We start from the raw sequence: 21201 nt of genomic DNA on the forward strand, positions 1-21201 counted from the left end.
TTTCGGAAAGACAACACAATGAAACTCGCGATTTGTACTGATGTCATGGCGAACCTGTCCTTCACAGATATGCTCGACAAATGCGTCGCGCTTGGCGTCGAAGGCATCGAGATGACCGGAGGCGGATGGTCCAGTGGCCCGCATTTCCGGGCGGACGAACTTCTGGCGAACAAGGGGCTTCTCAAATCCAAGCTCAAGGAAATCGAGGCCCGCGGCCTCGAAATCGCCGCCCTCAATTGCTCCGCCAACCCGCTCGATCCCGGCGATATGGGCAAGCGCCACCTGAAGGAAATGCAGGACACCGTTCGGCTCGCCGGTGAAATCGGCGTGACAAAGATCGTCACCATGTCCGGCCTGCCGGAGGCGGCGCCCGGCGATACCGTGCCGAACTGGCTCGTCTACACCAAGAGCTGGCCGAACGAGATGCCAGAGCGCGACCGTTACCAGTGGGAAGATCGCGCTTTCCCCCTCTGGCATGGGCTCGTGAAGCTCGCGAAAGAAGCTGGCGTCGAAAAATATGCGCTCGAGAATTTCTCGGCCATGCTTGTCTGGAACCCGGAAACCCTGTTCCGCCTGCGCAACGAAGTCGGCCCGACGGTGGGCATGAATCTCGATCCGTCGCATCTGATGTGGATGGGGGCTGATCCCATCGCGTCGGCCCGTGCGCTGGGCGGTGTAATCCACCATTGCCATGGCAAGGACACCCGCATCGAACGCGGCCTGGCGGATGTGAACGGTCTGCTGGAGCTGAAGGAGGTGACTGACGTCGCCAACCGCAGCTGGAACTATGTGGCGGTAGGCGCCGGCCGCGACCTGCAATGGTGGAAGGAGTTCTTCTCCGTCGTGCGCATGGCCGGTTACAATGGCTGGGTGAGCCTCGAAATGGAAGATTTCACCATGTCCACCGAGGCAGGCATCCAGTCCTCCATCGACGCCCTGCAAGCCACCATCAGCCGCTGAAACCTGCTCCGGGCCGCAGAAGGCGGCCCGGCGTCAATTGCGCCACGAGGATGCCATGACCAACCAGATCACCATCACCACCGCTCCCTGCTGCTGGGGCGTCGACGACGTCAAAAATCCCCATCTACCCCATTGGGAAAAGGTGCTGGGCGAGGCGAAGGCCGCCGGTTTCGGCGGTCTGGAACTCGGCCCCTACGGGTATCTGCCGCTCGATCTCAAGCGGGTTTCACAGGCGCTCAATGAGCGCGACCTGAAGATCGTCGCCGGTACGATCTTCGACGATCTGGTCTCACCGGAAAACCGCCGCAACCTGTTGCGCCAGACCGACGAGATCTGTGCGTTGATCACCCGCCTGCCAAAACCCGAAACCCATGCCGGCCAGCGTTTTCCCGCCCCCTATCTGACGGTGATGGACTGGGGACATGACGAGCGGGACTATGCCGCCGGCCATTCCGACCGCGCGCCGCGCCTCGATGGAAACGCCTGGAACGGCATGGTGGAAAACATCCGCGCCATCGCAACGCTCGCCCGTGAAAAATACGGCGTGCGCGCCACCATCCATCCCCATGCCGGCGGCTACATCGAATTTGCCGATGAGTTGCAGCAGATCGTTGAGGACATTCCCGCAGATCTGGCCGGCCTCTGCCTCGATACCGGCCATATGGCCTATTCCGGCATGGATCCCGTCGCCACGCTTCGCCGCTATTGGGATCGTGTCGACTATATTCATTTCAAGGATATCGACGCCACGGTTTTTGATGCGGTTATGGGAGAACGTATCCGCTTCTTCGACGCCTGCGCCAAAGGCGTCATGTGCCCGATCGGTCGCGGCTCAATCGATTATCCGGCCATCCGCAGCCTTTTGACGGAACTCGGCTATGGCGGCTATATCACCATCGAACAGGAGCGCGATCCGCGCAATGCCGGCGGCATTCTGGATGATCTGGCGGCCAGCAGGGCGTTTCTCGCCAAGTGTAGGTTCTAATATCAAGCCGCAAATAGCCTTTGTTACGTCCATTCTGTCTTCCGGGGACAACGCGATTCCCCGCAAAACGGCAAGATTTTTACTCACTCCCGATATTTACAACCCTTGCGCTAAAATCATATGCTGCATAAACTTAAATTGAATCGTTGCGCAATGAGGACACTGCACTCTGCATTTGGTAACAAAATCATATTTCAACACCTTTTGTCAGAACTTCGGCGCGCCATATTCGGACAGCAAGAATTTCGAAGCATTTGCAAATTATTGCATTTTCTCAAAATATACTGGCGATAGTGTTGAAATTTCTGATCTTGTCTACGATGGCGCTGATCCGGGCATCGACGGAGCTTTTCTTTACCTTGACGATCGTGCCGTAATGTCTCTTGACGAATTAAGCGAGATATTTGACGGCTCAAGGCGCGAGTATTCTGTATCGGTTGTGTTTACACAGGTAAAATCATCAACCTCTTGGAGCAAGATGGAGGTAGACTCCTTTATAGCCGCCGTGGTTGATCTTCTCTCGGATGAACCTGCACAGCCACATGCACCGCATCTTGCAGAATTTCGATCGATGTTCAAAACTGTGTTCGATAACATAGGCCGAATAAAAAATGGCCTCCCTGATCTACACGTCTATTTTTTGACAGCGGCACCGGATACGGATGCTCCTGAGATAAATGCGGCATTTTCGATAGGAGAAAACTCACTAAAGAAGCTGGGCTATGCCCATGACACGCGATATGTCAAAGGTCACAGAGACTTTATTCACGATCTTTGGCTCTCTGCTGATGGACCAGTCGAAGCGCGGCTCCCAACTATCGGATACGCACCCTTTCCTGCTGCACCAAATATAAACAACGCCTATGTTGCGACAGTTCAGGCCCGAAACTTCATAGACACCGTCTTAAAAAGCGCAGACGGAACACCGAGAAAAAAACTCTTCGAAGAAAATGTTAGAGACTTCCTTGGGGTTGATGCAGACGTCAATTCTGAAATTGCCAGTACCCTTGATGAAGCAGACAAAAAGTCGCGCTTTGGCTTGATGAATAACGGAATAACGATCGTCGCGTCCAGCGTACGACCAGCAGGCCAGGAAATCTTCATACGCGATTTTCAAATCGTCAATGGCTGCCAGACTTCTAACGTTTTGATCTCGCTAGATGAAAAGGTCGACGCGAGTGTTAGCCTCATGGTGAAGCTTATTGAAGCAGATGAGCCCTCTGTAATCGATGACATAGTAAGAGCAACAAACAGACAGTCAAAAGTCGAAGATGCGCAATTTATATCGACTCTTGATGTACTGAGAAAACTTGAGCAATATTTTAATGCTCGAGGTGCTTCTGAAACGAACCGCTTATATTTTGAGCGCAGAAAGGGGCAATACGCACCGGAAAATGTTGTGCCTGTTAGGGTATTTGACGTGCGAGAGACGGCGAGGTGCTACGCTGCGATCACAATGATGCGCCCGGATTTGGCAAGCCGTTATCCAAATCGATTGACGGGCGAACTGTTAAACGACGTCTTCAAGCCGGGATCACCAGAAGAAACCTATTACACCGCTTGCTTTGCTCACTATCGCCTAAAGATGCTTATTTCCAATAAGAAATTTGATGGCAGATACTCTAAGTTGCGTTGGCATTTGATGTGTGCCGCTGCAAAATATTGCTCTGAGAACTATAAAAATCTTGGTTGCAAAACAAAGAACGAGGCCATTTATAGCTTATTTTCCGCAAACGAAGGTGTCTGGTTCGATCGACTAAACGCTTTGGTCACAGCAGCCATTCCTGATCCGGACATCTCGCGGGATCTACTGAAATCACCGCCGCTAACCGCTACTATTCTTTCAAATGTGGATGCATTGCAGGAAAATGCGTCATTCGCTTAGCAGGAAGCCTCGGCGCAAAAAACGCGGGCATTGCCGCCCCGATAGCCGCCTCCTCGAAGACCTTCTAATCGAGACGACATGGGAATTATTCGTAAATGGCGGAGAGGGTGGGACTCTCGCCTCTCATCCCAAAAAGCCCAGAAAACAAGGGGTTTCGAGCCGTCAACTTTGCGCTGTGTGTACCAATCTTGTGGCCAGTCGTATCCTGTCTATTGCTAATGGTCAACTTAGTCGATGGATGGGACGGAGGCCGCCTTTAAAACAAAACGCTTAGGGAATTTTGCGGACTCGGCTTAGAGAAGACCTTCGTCATTAAATTGATTTCCATTCAAGGCGCTTGCGGGCAAAGCCATCAGTACAGTGGGGAAATACATTGGGCAAAATTTGGGGATCGCGTGAGTTTTTCATCGACGTCTTGACGGAAATTGCTGGATACAAAGCTGGTATAGTTCTCACTGAAGAAGAACTCTATGAGATTATGCGCGACGAAGGCGATGTCGGCATTATCCTCGATCCGAATGGCCCAGGCGGTGGTCGCATTCATTCTAGTTCGCTGGAGGAGGCTGTGGTTACACTTCTCTACCGCCTTGGGAATACGCCCTCGGACAGCAATATTTCTATCACTATCGAGATGTTCCACAAGTATCGGAAGAACACGCAACAAAAGGCGATCTATGATGATCTGATGGAAACCTTTACAAGGTTTCTTAAATTGGCACACACGCAAGCAGATGGCGGCCTCATCGATCCGACGCCGGTTATGCTTGAATTGTTCGAGCGTCACGGCAACGACGGCGCTACGATGGCAATGGAGTTTATCGTTGGCTATCAGCGCGACCTTCACCGCAGTGCTTGGGGTTCGATACGCAGCATCGATTGGCGTGATACCGTGGAACTAGACGGGTTGTTTCAAAATGCTGGACTGGAGACGCAGCACAGCAAGTTCTTCGACCAACGCTATATCGACTACCTCAGTCAGAACTTCGAAAAGATCGACCAAATGCACTGGCGCAAATTTGAAGGCTTGACCGCTGAGTTTTTTGAACGTGAAGGTTTTCGCGTTCATCTGGGACCGGGTAGCAATGATGGAGGAGTTGACTTGCGAATCTACCCTGTCGATGCTTCCTCAGAACGCCCGCCCATGATCTTGGTGCAATGTAAGCGTCAGAAAGCAAAGATCGATAAAACGCTGGTTAAGGCGGTCTATGCGGATGTTCTCGACGAGAATGCGGAAACGGGTCTGATTGTCACGACGTCAACACTGTCCCCCGGCGCGGAGGCCGTACGCACCGCTCGAAACTATCCAGTTGAGGCAGCCGACAGAAGGACATTGCGGACGTGGCTGGACAAGCTTCGTTCGTGAGCATTCCGGCGGAGATGTCACGTATACCTACGTGACATCTCCGCCCGATTTAGGAACTATTTTTACAAAGCCGTCCGTAGTTCTTGAGCAAGAGTAATGATACGTGCAACGTCGGCTTCTCGCTTTCTCCAAGCCCGAATAAAGAGACGATATCCACTGTCACCATGCTCAACGTGATCGCACAACACATCACCGCGTTCGTCCAGATAGGTACCAGCGACAAGTTCGTCACCGAAGACCAGCTCAGAGACCATTCGAACGAGTTCTGGGTCGGGGGTAGACTGCCCGTCGCGCACAGCTTCATGAGAAGCTGTTGAAACCGTCATTTTGGATGTCGTGATGCCGAGGTCCTCCAATTTCGGCCAATACTTCGCCGCCGTGACATGCCCGATCTGGTGATGCATTTTCAGATAGTTCCTCGTGGGAAGCTCATTGTGTTCGTGATAGTAGTTAGCCACAGCTTCGCGGACGATCTTCTCAGCCTCGGGTCCGCGACGGCCGCGAAGATCGCTGCCATTGCTGGTCTGCACGGCTTTCATTTTATTTGATCCTTTGGGAATTTCGTTCGAAGTCATGCTGGACGGAGTTTCATTCGCTTGTGGCGAATGCAGAGCCAAACCAGAGTTAGCGTTTTCATCACTTGGTGCCCTGCGTTTGAGCGCTGTGTGCAAATGCGCCCGGGAAACGCCGAGCATCGAGATTGCACGGTTGATGTCTAGCTCCTTATTGCGGATGGCATCTAGGATTGTGTCCGGAATGCGCGGCTTTCTCCGCGTTTTCCGGCGGCGACCAGCTTTAACGTCGGCGCGGTAATAGTCCGCCATTTCCCACAGTTTGATGGATTCGTCCTTTGTCCGCTGCAAGGAGCCTTGCTGGACCTCGGTAACCGCTTCATCGGGATCGGGGGTTTCGAGGCGTACCTGGGAAGTTACGACCGTTTGGTCGCTCCCTGATACGGGGTGAGAGGTTGGCGCAGCGTGGTGGCCCATGGTGCCAACTACATCGGCCACAGTGTTCAGTGACTCCATCAGAGAGCCCTTCCTAGATCGTGTTTGCAACAATGTTTGGGGGGTGGCCTAGTTGGCTCTTAACGGGAACACTGAGAGCGTGTTGAGTCCCGAGTTGGCTCTACGACGGACAACCTTCCGATCCCCATTGGTGCTCTCACACACCGGGGCAGATCGTTCGTGCTCTGAACTTGGTGTAAAAATGGAAGGGTTTCAACCTCAGTAGTTGATCATGGTTAGCCGTGACGATTAAGATAGTCATTGATCGCTCGGTCATTGCGGCGAACCTTGTATGTTTCCATGACTCGCTCGAAAAGCGCGTCGTCCTTGGTCAACTGGAAGACCTTCACTTTCTCCGGGCGAAGATGCAGATGATCGGCAATCAGCGATGCCTCTCGAAGGTGAGGCGCTCCTGGATCATCCTCATTTTCGGCGATCATCGCTCGATAGATTTCCCCGGACATGGCGACCGCTTGCTTCTGGGAAAGGGAAATTTGGCCGACAGATAGTTGCCGCCATCGCGCCTCAGTTTCCCCAAGTATCCGTGCATGCGCAATTTTGGCCTCTCGGGGATCGCGTGTGCCGAGGCTTACCTTTTCCTCTTTCTTTCCGACAAGGGGAATCAGATGTTCCGGAACGCGCTTTCGGAATTGATAAATACCTGTAGTGGGGTGCTTTGTGGGGCGTGACATTCTCAGGACCATGTGGACCGCCTTTGTGTACCAAAGCGACGGTTGCAAATCCCTTAAAACTCAATGTCTTGAGCGTTTTCAATGGCTTTTTTGATTTATGGCGGAGAGGGTGGGATTCGAACCCACGATACCCTTGCAGGTATGCCGCATTTCGAGTGCGGTGCATTCGACCACTCTGCCACCTCTCCGCATGCGCGAACGCTTGCGTTGCGCGCTCCTCTTAAACATCAATGGCGTGACTGACAAGGGAAATTTCGTGTTTGTGTCACAAATTATTCGTCATGGATGAGGCTGGGGAAATGCTTCGGCTTCTGGCTGTTTTTGGCGGATATTTTGACGTGACGCGCACGAACCGCGACGGTGCGCGTCATATTCGGCAGCGGCGTTAGAGCCGTTGATAACGCCGCAAGATTTCCACGATTCTGTCATCCTGCTCTTTATCCGGCAGAAGGGCCGGTTGGCGGCTGGCACCGACAGAAGAGTCCTGAAGATAAAGCGAGCGTTTGACCATGGCCGGTGCGAAACCGAGTGCGTAGAGATCAGTGCGGAAGTCCGCGTAGATTGCCTGCTGGCGTTCGGCCTCAGCGATGTCACCGGCGTTGAAAGCACTGAGAATGCCGGCGAGCACATCCGGCAATGCGTTGCCGAGGCCGGAAATGCAGCCTGCGGCACCGTTCTGCAACGACCAGAGAACGAGGTGGTCCGGGCCGGAATAGACCTCGAAACCGGGCATCTCCTTTGCCACCTGAAGATAGGCCTCCAGCGTCTGCTGTGCACCGCCGGAATCCTTGATACCGGCGATATTGCCATGGGCCGCGAGTTTGCGGGCGGTTTCCGGCTCTATGTGGTTTTGGGTTCGGGCGGGAATGTCGTAGAGATAGATCGGCGTTTCAACGGCGTCGGCCACCGTCGAAAAATGGCGGATCAGCCCGTCCTGCGTACAGGCGATGAAGAAGGGTGTGATGACGGCGATACCGTCGACGCCGATGCGGTCGAAGGCCTCGGCGAGCTGCAGGGTTTCGTAAGTGGCGGGCATGCCGGCATTGACAATAACCCGGGCGCGGCCTGCTACTTCGTCCACCACCTCTTCGGTCAGCCGGATCTTCTCCTCATGCGTCAGCGCGGTGAAATCGCCATTGGTACCGGCGCACATGATGTTGTTGCCGGCCGCCACCTGGCGGCGCACCTGCGCGCGTGTCGCCTCGTAATTGATGGTTTCGTCTTCGTTGAAACAGGTGACGAGCGCGACGAAGGCTTGTTTGGTCATGAAAGAACTCCGCTTGGATTTCCAATAGTGTGGCCGGCATCGGCCGGTCGATGCGTGGACTGCATATCGGGGTCCGGATCGAGGCTGGCCGAAAGGAGCGCACGCGTATAGGCCTCGCGCGGCGCCTCGAAAACCTGCCGAACCGTGCCGAACTCCACCACCTCTCCCCGCTGCATGACCATGACGTGATCGGCAAAATCCCGGACCACGGGCAGGTCATGAGCGATGAAGATGAAAGAAAGGCCCATCTCGCGGCGAAGCTTGTCCAGAAGCGCAATAACCTGCGCCTGAACCGAAACGTCGAGCGCCGAGACCGCCTCGTCGCAGATGATGAGCTTCGGCTCCAGCGCCAGCGCACGGGCAATGGCAATCCTCTGCCGCTGGCCGCCGGAGAACTGATGCGGATAGCGGCGCATATGTTCCGGCGAAAGGCCGACCTGATGCAGCAATTCCGCGACCCGTTCGCGCCATTTCGCTTTGGGCAATATATCGGGATGGATGACCCAGGCTTCGGAAATAAGCTGGAACACCGTCATTCGGGGATTGAGCGACTGGGTGGGGTCCTGAAACACCATCTGCAGATCACGCCGGAGCGCAAAGAGTTCCGCAGGCGAAAGCTTGAAGAGATCGCGACCTTTCCACGAGGCGCTGCCCGCATCCGGCTCGTCGAGCCGAAGGAGAATGCGCGCGAGCGTCGATTTGCCGGAGCCGCTTTCGCCGACAACGGCAATGGTTTCCCCGGCCATGAGATCGAAGGAAACACCCTTCAGCGCCTCGAAGGCGCCGTAACGCTTGCGCACGTCGCGCACGCTGAGCAGCGCTTCGCCCGCCGCCTGCGGCTCGTGCATTTCGCCTCTGCCGGGTGCGGCGCTGATGAGCTTGCGGGTATAGGGGTGCTGCGGATTACGATAGACCTCACGAACCGTGCCGGCCTCAACCAGAACGCCCTTTTCCATCACCACCACCCGGTCGGCGATTTCGGCGACGACACCGAGATCGTGGGTGATGATGAGCACAGCCATGCCGGTTTCCCGCTGCAACTCCTTGAGCAGGGAAAGCACTTCAGCCTGCACGGTCACATCGAGCGCCGTGGTCGGTTCGTCGGCGATCAGGAGATCGGGCCGGAGCGCCAGCGCCATGGCGATCATCACGCGCTGGCGCTGGCCGCCGGAAAATTCGTGCGGATATTTCTTGAGCGCCCGGTCGGGATCGGGAATGCCGACGCGCGCGACCAGCCGCCTCGCCTCCGCTTCGGCCTTTGCCTTGTCCATGCCATGGGTGGTCATCGCCTCGCGGATCTGCCAGCCGACGGTATAGACGGGATTGAGATGGCTGAGCGGGTCCTGAAAGATCATGGCGATACGCCGGCCGTTAATCTCGCGGCGCGCTTCAACCGGCATTGTCAGAAGGTCCTGACCGTCGAGCAGTATCTGGCCGCTGCTGATATGCCCGGGCGGCATGTCGATGAGGTTCATGATGGCTGACGATGATACCGACTTGCCCGAACCGCTTTCGCCGAGGATAGCCAGCGTTTCGCCGCGGTCGATATGGTAGGAGACATCCTTCACCGCATGGACGATACCGCTTGCGGTGTGGAACTCCACGGAAAGGTTGCGCACGTCGAGAAGATGGTCAGCCATGCTTGCGGCCTTTCATTTCCAGCCGCCAGCGCTGCACGGGATCAAGCGCGATACGCAGCCAGTTGGAAAGCAGGTTGAGCGACAGGGTGGTGAGGATGATGGCGAGCCCCGGCCAGAACGACAGCCACCAGGCATTGGTGAGATATTGCCGCCCCTGCGAAATCATCAGGCCCCAGGTGATTTCCGGCGGCTGAATGCCAATTCCGAGGAAGGAGAGAGCACTTTCCGCCAGCATCACATAGGCGAAATCCAGCGTTGCGAGCGTCGTCAGTGTTGGCAGCACGACGGGCAGGATGTGGCGGAACAGAATGCGTTTGCCGGATGCGCCCATCACGCGCGCTGCCTGCACGAACATGCGTTCGCGCACCTCCAGCACCTCGGCCCTTGTGGTGCGGATGTAAACGGGAATGCGGGTGATGGCGAGAACCAGCATCAGATTGAGGATGGAGGAGCCGAGCAGATAAAGCACGATGACCGCGATCAAGAGCGACGGGAACGACATGATCACATCCGCGAGCCGCATGATGATCTGGCCGACACGGTTTGAGGAAAAACCGGCAATCAGGCCGAGCACGGTGCCGGTTATGGCGGAAAGAAGCACTGCGCCGGCCGCAATCATCATCGTATTTTGCGTGGCGGCGACGATGCGCGCGAGAAGCGAACGGCCGAGCGCATCCGCCCCCAGCCAGAAATACCACTCGCGCTGCCAGTCGAACGGGGCGAGATTGCGTCCGCGCAGGTTCTGTTTCGTCGCGAGATCACCGAGCCATGCCGGGCCGACAAAAGCGAGGATAACGACGATGATAAGGAAGACCGCGGCACAGAGCGCGAATTTATCCGCCCACAACATGCGCAGCATGCGCGTTGCGAAGGAGGGTTCGGCTATGATCTCGGTGTCGGCGTTGGAAAGGCTCATGGCTGAAGGGCCTCCTCAGTGCCGGATACGCGGATCGAGGAGCGCATAGGCGATATCGATCAGAAGATTCATCAGGAAGATCGCCAGCGCGGTCACGAGAATGGCGGCCAAAACGACGTTGAAATCGCGTTGAAGAATGGAATCGATCATCAGCTTGCCGACACCGGGAAAGCCGAAGATGGTTTCGACGATGACCGCACCGTTGAGAAGGCTTGCCGCCTGGTCGCCAATGACGGTGATGACCGGCAGCATGGCGTTTCGCAAGGCATGGATGAAAATGATCGGACCCGACTTCACGCCCTTGGCGCGCGCCGTTTTGACATAGGCCGAGGACAAAGCGCCGATCATCGAGCCGCGCACCACCTGCACGATAATACCGAAGGGGCGCACGAACAGGACCGCGATCGGCAATATCCAGTGCAGCACGGAGCCCGTGCCTGACGTGGGCAGCCAGGCAAGATTAACGGAGAAGACGACGATGGCAACGATCGCCAGCCAGAAATCCGGCACGGATGCACCGATGAGCGAGATGCTTGAGGCCATGCGGTCGAAAAAGCCGCCGGAGCGGAAAGCCGCAAGCGAACCCACGACGATTGCGGCGGTTGTGACCAGCGACATGGTGATGACCGCAAGCCACAGCGTCCAGACGAAAGCCTCCAGCACAACATCCAGTGCCGGGCGGGCTTTTCTGAGCGATTCTCCCAGATCCCCCGTCATCACATCGCCCGCATAACGCAGAAACTGCACCATCAGCGGATCATTCAGCCCGTGCAGCGCCCGAAACTGCTGCTTCAACTCCTCCGAAGCCTCCACCGGCAGAAACAGCGCGGCCGGGTCCCCCGTCAGGCGGGACAGGAAGAAAACCATAACGATGAGGCCGATCAGGGAGATCAGGCTCGCAACGGAACGTTTTCGGATGAAGCTCAGCATGGTTGCCTCCGGTTTTTCAATGCGGCAGCGTAGCTTTCGCTGCGCCGCCGCTTCTCAATTGACAAGACGCGGGGTCTTATTTGATGCCAATTTCCGAAAGCTGCAGCATCGAGTTCGTTGCAATGGTGGGCTTGAAGTCCAGCCGTTCCGAGACGCGGGAGAAGCCGACCATGTGGAACAGCAGCACATCAGCCACCACGTCGTCGTGCAGATAAGCGATGAGTTCCGACCAGAGCTTGGCGCGTTCGTCACCCACGGCTGCGGATGCACGTTCGATCAGATCATCCACCTTCTTGTCCGAGAAGCCAGACTGCGTGCCCTTGGTGGCATATTTGAAGAACATGGTGAAGGACGGGTCGCCCTTTGAATTGTCGTGCATGGCGGCGACAATCTGCGGACCGCGGCCTTCCTTGAAGGGCTTGGAATAATAGCTTTCGTGCTCTGCCACTTCCACGAATTTCAGGTCTATCTTGAAGCCGACTTCCTGCAATTGCTGCTGGATTGCTTCCATGATCTCGGTGACATTAGGGAAATTCGCCGTGCGCGCGATGATGGTGATCGGCGTATCCACCTTAACGCCGGCAGCCTTGGCTTCCTCGAGCAGCTTCTTTGCGCCATCGGGGTCATAAGGGAAGACCTTGACGTCAGGGTTCCAGCCAAGCGTGGTCGGCGGAACGAGCGCGGTGGCCAGCACGGCACCTTCCGGAACCAGTGTACCGAGGAAGGCCTGCCGGTCGATGGCAAGGTTGAGCGCGCGGCGCACCCGCACATCGTTCAGCGGCGCTATATTGTGATCGAGACGCATATAGACCGTCTCGCTGTCGAGATAGGAAAAGTCGGTCTTTGCATTGGTGGCGTCGAGCTGGGAAATGGAAGGCGAAAGATCGGCTTCGCCGGTTTGCACCATGGCGGCGCGAACCGAAGGATCGGCGCGGAAAAGATAGGTCGCTTCCGTCACCTGCGGCTTGGAGCCCCAATAATCGTCGCGCGCGGTGAGAACGATCTGCTGGCCCGGCGTCCAGTTGGTCAGCTTGTAGGGCCCGGTGCCCACAGGTTCGCGAATGAATTCCATCTTGGTTTCTTCGGGAACGATGGTGACGAGCGACATCAACAACGGCAGAATGGGCTGTGCCGGTTCGGTCTTGAAGTCGATCGTGTGGTCGTCGACGATCGACGGGGTCACGGTCATGCCACCGAAATATCGGCGGGACTCGCAGGCGTTCTTGTCGCTCATGATGCGTTCGAAGCTGTGCTTGACGTCCTTGGCATCGAATGCCGTGCCGTCGGAAAACTTCACGCCTTCACGCAGGTGGAAACGCCAGCTGCCATCGGCATTCTGCTCCCACTTCTCGGCAAGGCGCGGCTGAACACCCTTCTTGCCGCGCACATCGAGCTCGGTCAGCGTCTCGCTGACATTTTCCATGATGATGCGGCCGATATTGGAGCGGGTCGCCATGCAGGGCTCAAGCAGATCAGCTTCTTCCGCCAGCACGATCTTGATCGGCCCCGATGCCGCAAGCGCCGGCGAAACCGCGGCACTGAGGGAACCCAAGACAAGGGCGCCCGCAATCAATGACTTCTTCATTCCGTTCTCCTCCCAGATCAGAAATTCAGCAACATGGCGGCGCACCGCAAGGGACGTTCTAAAAGCCCCATCTCCTGCATTGAGGAGCATGGCGTGCGGATGATCGTCTCCTCCACCCGTAAGCAGAGCATCGACGTTATCGCATTTTTTGTCAAATTATTTTTCGAATGCAATTTTTATTCAAGCCAAATCTATTAATTTTATTATTTAAAAACAAATATTTAATTCAGAAAATCAAAAATATTAGATCCTTTTTTTCCATCAAATAAACTTGACAACTTTTTGAATATGCCATTTTCATCAGGACAAGAGGAGACCACGATGACCCCTGATGACATCGCTCACGCCATGACCGGAGCCATGCATGCCGTGTCGGAAAACCGGCAGGAAGCATTCCTGCCATCACCCATGATCCAGAACCATGCGAGCTTCCTGCACCTTCTGGATGACGGCACCCTGATCTGCGTCTGGTTTGGCGGCACATTGGAGGGAAAATCGGATATTTCGATCTTCGCATCCGTGCTGACACATGGTTCAACCCGCTGGGGGCCGCCGCAGCGCCTGAGCCATGACCCCGCCCACTCCGAACAGAACCCGGTTCTCTTCACCGCGCCGGATGGCGTTCTCTGGCTGTTTCACACAGCCCAGCCCTCCGGCAACCAAGATGAGTGCCGCATTCGCATGGCGCGGGTCACACGCGACCCGACAGCACCGGAAAAGCTCGTCTCCGAGGAAGGACGGTTTCTCGATCTCCCGCAGGGCTGCTTCATCCGCGCGCCGCTGCGCATCCGCGATGACGGCGCTTGGCTGCTGCCGATCTTCCGCTGCGTCCAGCGTCCCGGCCAGAAATGGAACGGCAGCCACGATACGGCGGCGCTCGGCATATCCACAGACAATGGCGCGACTTGGCAATTGCAGGAATTACAGAAATCGACCGGCTGCGTGCATATGAGCCCGGTCGCGGTGACGAATGGCCACTACGCCGCCTTCTTCCGCCGTCGTCAGGCCGATTTCGTTTACCGCACGGAAAGCGCCGATGGCGGCCGCTCATGGTCAAAGCCGCAGCCGACCGATGTGCCAAACAATAATTCCTCCATTGCCGTGATCAGGCTCGGCGATGGCAGGCTGGCAATGATCTGCAACCCCATCAACGCCGCGCAGTCGAGCGATCGCCGCGCCTCGCTTTATGACGAGCTGGGAGAGGAAGACGACAGGCCGGATGCCGATCCGAGCGGTGGCTGTGTGCCGGTCTGGGGCGTGCCGCGCGCGCCGGTTTCGATCTGCCTCTCCAATGATGACGGGCGCAGTTTTGCCACCCGGATTCTGATCGAAGACGGGCCGGGCACCTGCCTGTCGAACGATTCGACGGATGGCCGCAATCAGGAAATGTCCTATCCATGGCTTCTGGAAGCGCCGGACGGTACGCTGCATGCGAGCTACACCTATCATCGCCGCGCAATCAAATATGTCCGGCTGGCGCCCGGCTGGGCTGACGAGAACGACGGGAGACAAAGATGAGCAATATCATTGGCATCACCATGGGCGACCCCTGCGGCGTCGGCCCAGAAATCACGGTGCGGTCGCTGGCGGACATGTCCGCGCCGGATCGCGCGGCGACGCGGATTTACGGAAATCTCGCCACGCTGGAAGCGGCGCGGGATGCGCTTGGCGTTGATATCGATCTCTCTCAGCATGTCGTCGACCTGCCCGTGGAAGGCGCGCCGCTGCCCTGGGGTACATTGTCGCCGGTGGCTGGAGACGCCGCTTTCCGTTTCATCGAAAAGGCGGTTCGCGATGCCGAAGCGGGCGCAATCGGCTGCATCGTCACCGCGCCGATCAACAAGGAAGCCTTGAATCTCGCCGGCCACCATTATGATGGGCACACCGGCATGTTGCGCAGCCTCACCGGTTCCTCGGCCGCCTATATGCTCCTCGCCTCGGAACGGCTGAAAGTCATTCACGTCTCGACCCATGTTTCCCTGCAGGAGGCCATTCGCCGGGCAACGACGGAGCGGGTACTGGCGACCATCCGCGCCGGCAACGCGCATCTGAAGCGCATCGGTTACGAGCGGCCGCGCATCGCGGTTGCCGGCATCAATCCGCATTGTGGTGAAAACGGGCTGTTCGGCACTGAGGATGACGACCAGATCGCACCGGCGGTCGCCGCCGCCCGCGCCGAAGGCATCGAGGTGCAGGGGCCTATTTCCGCCGACACCGTATTCCACCGGGCTTATTCCGGCGCTTTCGATCTTGTCGTCGCCCAATATCACGATCAGGGCCATATCCCGATCAAGCTTGTTGCTTTCGATACCGCCGTCAACGTTTCCGTCGATCTGCCGATAGACCGCACCTCCGTCGATCACGGCACGGCTTTCGATATCGCCGGCAAAGGCATCGCCAATCACGGCAACATGAATGCGGCCATTGCCTATGCGCGCAAGCTCGTGGCGGGCAAAGAACCGAAGGGATGAGTACCATGTCTACAGCTCCCATTCTCATCCACCAGCCACGCCGGCTCGCCGTTGGCGCAGGCACCATTTCACAGGTCGGCGCCTGGGCGGGAAAAACCACCTCGACCCTTATTATCGCCACACCGCTGACGGCGAAATTTGCCGACCGGCTGCAATTGCAAGGTCCTTTCACCATATTCGATGCCATTCCCGGCGAGCCGGACACCACAACGCTCGATGCCGCCCTTGCCGCGGCCCGCGCCGCCAAACCGGATCTGGTCATCGGCCTCGGCGGCGGTTCGGTGATGGATGTGGCAAAACTGGTCGCGGCGCTCTGGAATTCCGGTCAGACGCTTGAGGATGTGGCGGGGCCGAACAGGGTTGTCGGGCGCGACACGCGGTTGGTGCAGATCGCCACCACCGCCGGCACCGGTTCGGAGGCTGGCATCCGTTCGCTCATCACAGATCCCGTCAAAGGCAACAAGATCGCGGTCGAAAGCCCTTATCTGATTGCGGATTTCGCCGTACTCGATCCGGAACTCACCTATTCCGTGCCTTCAGCCGTTACGGCGGCAACGGGGGTGGATGCCATGGCCCATTGCGTTGAAGCCTTCACCAACCGCAAGGCCCATCCGATGATCGACGGTTTCGCCCGCATGGGCTTTGCGCTGGTGGGCAAATATCTGGCGCGCGCCGTCCGCGATGGCGCGGATACCGAAGCGCGAGAAGGCATGATGCTCGCTTCCTATTATGGCGGCATCTGTCTCGGCCCGGTCAATACGGCGGCCGGTCACGCCATTGCCTATCCGCTCGGCACGCTTCTCAACCTGCCGCACGGGCTGGCGAACGCCATCGTCTTCCCGCATGTTCTGGCCTTCAACCAGCCTGCGGTTTCGGCGAAAACCGCAGAAGTAGCGGGAGCGCTCGGGCTCCGCGAACACCTTTCGCCTGATGATCTGCGCAAGGCGGCGACGGATTTCTGTGCCGGGCTCGGCATCGAAATGTCGCTCGCACGGCACGGCGCGACTGAAGCCGATCTTCCCCGCTACGCTGAGGATGCGCACGCCATCCGCCGGCTGATGGACAATAACCCCGTCGATATGAGCGTCGAAGACGTGCTCGGGATTTACCGCCACGCCTTCTGAGCAAAAATCCGGTACGCGGACACGCGCATCGGCCTTCCGCTTAATCCGTATGCGAAGACTCAAACAGGCGGTCGCGCGATCCGGTCAGGTGCTGGAGCATAAGCTGGCGTGCCGCCTCTGCATCCCCATCGGCGATCGCCTTAGCGATTGCCTCATGCTCGGCAAAAACACGCGTCAGACCGGATGCCTCCCGCTTCACCGACATGCCGTGGAACTTCATTCCCACTGCAATATGGTCTTTCAGCGCTTCCATCGCGGTGGAGAAATAACTGTTTCGCGCCGCCCGCGCGATGGCAAGGTGGAACTGATAATCGGCATCCTCGCGGTGAGACTGGCGATTGGTCGCGTCCCGCATCAGTTCGAGCGCCTTCCTGATCGCCGCAAGCCTTTCGCCATCGTGCCGCAATGCCGCTGCTGCGGCCGCCGCCGGCTCCAGCGTCAGCCTGAATTCGTAACAGTTGAGAAGATCAGCAACGTTTTCGAGCTGCCCGAAGCCGAGCGGTTCACGCAGACCAAAGGCCCTGACATAGCTGCCGGAGCCTCTGCGGGAATAGATGAAACCCTGCTCGCGCAGCCGCCGGAGTGCTTCACGCACCACCGGCCGCGATACTTCGAATTCCATGGCGAGTTCGTGTTCGGTCGGCAGCCGCTCATCCGGCTTGTAGGCGCCGGATTTGATCGCCCGGTGCATTCTCTCGAAAATAATGTCCGGAAGTGCCTTGCGCGCCGTTTCTTTCATCAGCCCCATCTGGTCAGCTCTCTCCAGCGTCATTGTCGCCAAGCATCATTTTCGCGATCCGTTTCAGCGTGTCAGCTTGCCCAAAACCGCCGGACTTCGCAATGATGCATTGGTCTCCGGACCAGCCGACGCCGAGACCCGGCAGGCATTCGCCGGCAAGACGCAAGCGCGAAATGCCCATGGCCCGCAGCACGGCTTCGGCCGTGGCTCCACCCGATAACAGCAGTCTTGCCGCCCTGGCGGTAAAATGCGGCACGACGCCTTCCGCCAGCCGGTCTGAAACCGCAAGCGGCGACAGATTTTCCGCACCCTGCGTTGCTTGAACCAGCGTCAGGCCGGCACCCCCATCTGCATGACTGGGCACGACACCATTCGGCGCCTCAACGATCGAGACAGGCCCAACACTCCCAAGTACGTCAATCTGCTCCACCGTGATCGGATCGCGGGACCCGATGACAAAAAGCCCCTTGCCGGCTGGAACGGCCGCCGCCTCAGGGACAGTCTGGCCCGTCATCGCCTCAGCCAGCGCCTCGGCAAGCCCACGCGCGCCGACCAGAAGATCGGCCCCCTCCGCCTGCGCGGCGGCGAGAGCTTCCCTGATATCGCCCTTCGATCGCGTATCGGGTACCGTGCAGCGGCCGGCGTGTCCGCCCAGTCTGTCATAAACAGGAATGGCAATTTCGACGCCAAAGCCGGAAACAGCTCCGTCAACAACGACACGGTCAAAGTCCGGAATGGCGGGCGCGACAAGCGCGTGGCGATAGGAAATCGCATCCATTTCCGCTGCAATATGCCCCTTCAGGCGGGAATCGATCTTCTTGAACAAAATTGTACCGGCCGGAACCAGCGCCAACAGTTCCTGCGTGCGGCGGCGGGCTTCATCCGCCTTGCCATCACGACAGCCGAGATTAACGCTGAGGACGGCAGGCGCATCCGCAAGCGCTGCACGCACACCGTCAAGCCCGATCGCAACCTCGGTCGCCAGCCCGCGCCCGGCAAAGGGGGCGGCGGCGTCGAGCGCTCCGGTCAGATCATCGGCAAAAATCAGCAGCACGAACGAAGCCTTCATAAAAGTTGTAATGTTTTACGTCGATAAATTGATTTATAATCAATAGATAATGGGATGTGAATAACAAAAATTGTAACACGCTATTTCGAATTGACCAAACGGCTGCGAAGAGACCCGCAGAGCGACGGCAGAATTCGGAAATAGTGGCAGGGGATGTCAAATGCGGACCGCAGCCACACATGGCTGGACGGGGCAAAGATGACAAACCGCCGAGGTTGCTAGATGAACCGGAAGGGCAGGCCCGAGATGAGCGCTTTGACAAAACGTTTTTTCTGAAAGCGTCCGTTCAGCGATACCCGTGGCAGCTGCGTCGGCTTTTCGAGGCTGTGGGGACCAATAACGCCGGCCTGCGTGGTCACGGCCGCGGAAAATCCCGCGTCTTGAACAGCTTTCGCTTCGCGTTCTCCCACCGCCCTTACCCAGCCATAGGGATAGGAAAAGGACCGTGGCCGATGGCCGATATAGGCTTCCACCCGACGTGCCGATTCTGCGATCTCATAAGCCAGGCGCGCCGCATCGACCTTGCGCATATTCACATGCGTCATGGTATGGGCACCAAAATGAACCAGAGGATCTTCCGACAGCGTCCTGAGCTCATCCGTATCCATGACGAGTTCGTCCACGATCGCGATGGGATCGACGCCATGTTGCCTCGCCGCACGGTCAATTCTTTCCACCGCCTCGTCTTCCGAAAAGTTCTGGACGAAATCTTCAAGCCGCGTGAATGCCTCCGCTTTCTGCGAAGGGTTGGCGCATGCCACCTGCTCCGGCCCCGCCCCGAAATCGAATTCGAAAGACGCGGCCTTCTGCGTCAGGGCAGCGGCGGTTTCCCACCAAAGGCTGCGTGTTCGCTCGACAAAACCCGGCGTGATGAAAATCGTGTAAGGCACGGCATATTTGCGGAAGATCGGCGCTGCATGATCGGCATTGTTGCGATAGCCATCATCAAGCGTGAAGGCGCAGAACGACCGACCTTCGTGGTTATCGGCAAGCAGAGCCGGCAGATCGTGCAGATGGACCGGAACGAGGCCACATTCGAGCGCGGCCTGTATCGCCTCTTCCAGAAATTGCGGCGTAACTGACAATTGAACGTTCGGTGCAAAGGCCGAAACAGCCCTGCCCGGGCGCACATGGTGAAGTGTAAAAATCACACCACGCCCCGCCAAGGACGGAAACGCCGACCGGACAGGCGGGAAAGAACTCACTTCCAGCCCCGCCCTTATGGCCCCATATTTTCCGAGGCGTTTGAGCGGCGGTAAAAATCCCGTTTTCGATTGCCCTGACGCCAGACCGGGAAGGATGCGTTTTTTTATGACCCGCAAGACCGTCAATGGCAGATCGATCAGGCCCGGCAAGGGATCGTTCAGCGCAAAAGAGGCCCAGCTGCGGATTTTGCCCAAAGAGGCGAAATAGTCTCCAATCCTCGTCTCACCCCTCCGGGCCAGAGTGAAAGCCGCAACGGTATCGCGGACAAGATAAGACCAGGAAACGCCCTGCCGCGCGCTGACGGGCTGGCCAGTCTGCTCGTCATTCGCGACCCGCCACAGCAAAGCACCAAGATCGACGCCCGCGGCCGAACAGAGGCCGAACCACGACCATGGGCGCGGATTGACATCGAGAAGTTTCAACTCGCCATCCCGGCCGTCGAGCTTGAACTCGACCTCGACAAGCCCGCTATGGCCTGCGGATTTCAGCATTTTTCGAGCCGCATCGATCGCTTGCCCATTATCGACAACCTCGACACGGGTGCTGGTATAACCGAAATCGACGGGATATTGCCGGGCGCGCCGAGCCGTGAATTCGGCCATCGGCTCTCCATTGAGCCACAGTGCCGCGTAGGAAAACTGACTTTCTCCGCCGCCGGGAATGAGTTCCTGCACAACGACGTTGCCAGCGCCGATCTCTCCACTCGCATCGGCGAAAGCAGTCTTCAGCGCCTGGCGATCATCCGCCCGGATCACTTTCGCCCGGGCAATCGTGGTATCACCGCCCCCCATGTTGGGCTTGAGAATGACGGGAAACATCACATCCAGCGCATCGATGTCGGCGTCCGATGTCAATGCATAGGTCCGGGGAATGCTGACACCAAGCTCCGCCGCACGCTTGTAAAGCAGCGGTTTTTCACACAGCCATTGCAGAGCCGCCCAATCCGGCAGAACGATTTTGTAAAGAGCGGAAAGCTCCTCACGGTGCTGCGAAATGAGCTGGACCTCACCATCGCCGGACGGCACCAGCAGACAGCCCTTCAAACCGTGCTTCTCGGCCATTTGACGCAGGAACGCGATCGCCCCGGCATCATGCGGGCCAGCCCAGCGAATTGTTTCCCGCACGAAGCGCGACCAGCCCGGCAAGGGGGAATCGTGGGTGAGATAATAGACGGGCACATTCAGGACGCCGAGGCTGCGCGCAAGGGCAAGCGTGCCGTGAGCGCCGCCGACAATAACAACACCTGGAATGGTCAAAGCCTGATCCCCGTCCTATTCCATATCTTGATCGCAAAAATTGATAAATAAATTCGATATTTCGAAAGTATTGAGCGGAGAGATATCGAATGGCGCGGAAGGCCAA

Annotated in this window: 17 protein-coding genes and 1 tRNA gene; 7 read left to right on the forward strand and 11 right to left on the reverse strand. The window is 57.6% G+C overall.

What is annotated here, in order from left to right:
* The first annotated feature begins 18 nt into the window (after positions 1-18).
* From AC5I5B_RS18715 to AC5I5B_RS18730, 4 genes are all read left to right on the forward strand, one after another.
* On the forward strand, positions 19-960 hold the full coding sequence (locus AC5I5B_RS18715; protein ID WP_111834210.1) for a sugar phosphate isomerase/epimerase family protein: 942 nt from the start codon (positions 19-21) through the stop codon (positions 958-960).
* 55 nt (positions 961-1015) lie between these two features.
* Positions 1016-1945, forward strand: a complete 930-nt coding sequence (locus AC5I5B_RS18720; RefSeq protein WP_111834211.1) for a sugar phosphate isomerase/epimerase family protein — start codon at positions 1016-1018, stop codon at positions 1943-1945.
* A gap of 175 nt (positions 1946-2120) precedes the next feature.
* The gene (locus AC5I5B_RS18725; RefSeq protein ID WP_236775473.1) at positions 2121-3830 is read left to right on the forward strand and encodes an AIPR family protein; all 1710 of its coding nucleotides are present in this window, start codon (positions 2121-2123) and stop codon (positions 3828-3830) included.
* A gap of 373 nt (positions 3831-4203) precedes the next feature.
* Complete coding sequence (locus AC5I5B_RS18730) at positions 4204-5193, forward strand: restriction endonuclease (RefSeq protein ID WP_111834212.1); 990 nt, start codon at positions 4204-4206, stop codon at positions 5191-5193.
* Positions 5194-5255: 62 nt separating this feature from the next.
* Here the strand turns inward: AC5I5B_RS18730 and AC5I5B_RS18735 are convergent, their stop codons facing one another.
* The 8 genes from AC5I5B_RS18735 to AC5I5B_RS18770 all read right to left on the reverse strand — a co-directional run bounded on the left by AC5I5B_RS18735 (position 5256) and on the right by AC5I5B_RS18770 (position 13230).
* Positions 5256-6221 carry a hypothetical protein gene (locus tag AC5I5B_RS18735; protein WP_111834213.1) on the reverse strand — a complete coding sequence of 322 codons (966 nt, stop codon included), beginning with the start codon at positions 6219-6221 and terminating at the stop codon, positions 5256-5258.
* Between the two features lie 215 nt (positions 6222-6436).
* On the reverse strand, positions 6437-6904 hold the full coding sequence (locus tag AC5I5B_RS18740; protein WP_162695506.1) for a DUF6538 domain-containing protein: 468 nt from the start codon (positions 6902-6904) through the stop codon (positions 6437-6439).
* Positions 6905-6990: 86 nt separating this feature from the next.
* Positions 6991-7080, reverse strand: a tRNA-Ser gene (locus tag AC5I5B_RS18745).
* Positions 7081-7277: 197 nt separating this feature from the next.
* Positions 7278-8159: a dihydrodipicolinate synthase family protein gene (locus AC5I5B_RS18750; protein WP_087746121.1), complete on the reverse strand. Its 882-nt coding sequence runs from the start codon at positions 8157-8159 to the stop codon at positions 7278-7280.
* On the reverse strand, positions 8156-9799 hold the full coding sequence (locus AC5I5B_RS18755) for an ABC transporter ATP-binding protein (protein WP_111834215.1): 1644 nt from the start codon (positions 9797-9799) through the stop codon (positions 8156-8158). The genes AC5I5B_RS18750 and AC5I5B_RS18755 overlap by 4 nt, the downstream gene beginning before the upstream one ends.
* On the reverse strand, positions 9792-10715 hold the full coding sequence (locus AC5I5B_RS18760; RefSeq protein WP_003506054.1) for an ABC transporter permease: 924 nt from the start codon (positions 10713-10715) through the stop codon (positions 9792-9794). Before AC5I5B_RS18760 ends, AC5I5B_RS18755 begins: the two co-directional genes overlap by 8 nt.
* Positions 10716-10730: 15 nt before the next feature.
* On the reverse strand, positions 10731-11645 hold the full coding sequence (locus tag AC5I5B_RS18765; RefSeq protein ID WP_003506052.1) for an ABC transporter permease: 915 nt from the start codon (positions 11643-11645) through the stop codon (positions 10731-10733).
* Between the two features lie 76 nt (positions 11646-11721).
* A complete protein-coding gene (locus tag AC5I5B_RS18770; protein ID WP_111834216.1) occupies positions 11722-13230 on the reverse strand; it encodes an ABC transporter substrate-binding protein in 1509 nt (502 codons plus the stop codon).
* 321 nt (positions 13231-13551) lie between these two features.
* Here AC5I5B_RS18770 and AC5I5B_RS18775 point away from each other — a divergent pair, with 321 nt between their 5' ends.
* The 3 genes from AC5I5B_RS18775 to AC5I5B_RS18785 are packed head-to-tail and all read left to right on the forward strand — an operon-like array spanning position 13552 to position 16825.
* Positions 13552-14748, forward strand: coding sequence for a sialidase family protein (locus tag AC5I5B_RS18775; protein WP_111834217.1), 1197 nt, complete (start codon positions 13552-13554; stop codon positions 14746-14748).
* Positions 14745-15701, forward strand: coding sequence for a 4-hydroxythreonine-4-phosphate dehydrogenase PdxA (gene pdxA, locus AC5I5B_RS18780; protein ID WP_111834218.1), 957 nt, complete (start codon positions 14745-14747; stop codon positions 15699-15701). The genes AC5I5B_RS18775 and pdxA overlap by 4 nt, the downstream gene beginning before the upstream one ends.
* A complete protein-coding gene (locus AC5I5B_RS18785; protein WP_060723106.1) occupies positions 15698-16825 on the forward strand; it encodes an iron-containing alcohol dehydrogenase in 1128 nt (375 codons plus the stop codon). The genes pdxA and AC5I5B_RS18785 overlap by 4 nt, the downstream gene beginning before the upstream one ends.
* A 40-nt stretch (positions 16826-16865) precedes the next feature.
* On the opposite strand, the gene AC5I5B_RS18790 is transcribed toward AC5I5B_RS18785, so the two are convergent.
* The 3 genes from AC5I5B_RS18790 to AC5I5B_RS18800 form a co-directional block, all read right to left on the reverse strand.
* A complete protein-coding gene (locus AC5I5B_RS18790) occupies positions 16866-17573 on the reverse strand; it encodes a FadR/GntR family transcriptional regulator (protein ID WP_003506041.1) in 708 nt (235 codons plus the stop codon).
* Between the two features lie 4 nt (positions 17574-17577).
* Positions 17578-18618, reverse strand: coding sequence for a four-carbon acid sugar kinase family protein (locus AC5I5B_RS18795; protein ID WP_111834247.1), 1041 nt, complete (start codon positions 18616-18618; stop codon positions 17578-17580).
* Between the two features lie 233 nt (positions 18619-18851).
* Complete coding sequence (locus tag AC5I5B_RS18800; protein WP_111834219.1) at positions 18852-21095, reverse strand: polysaccharide deacetylase family protein; 2244 nt, start codon at positions 21093-21095, stop codon at positions 18852-18854.
* Between the last annotated feature and the right edge of the window lie 106 nt (positions 21096-21201).

This window comes from Agrobacterium sp. (assembly GCF_059499945.1).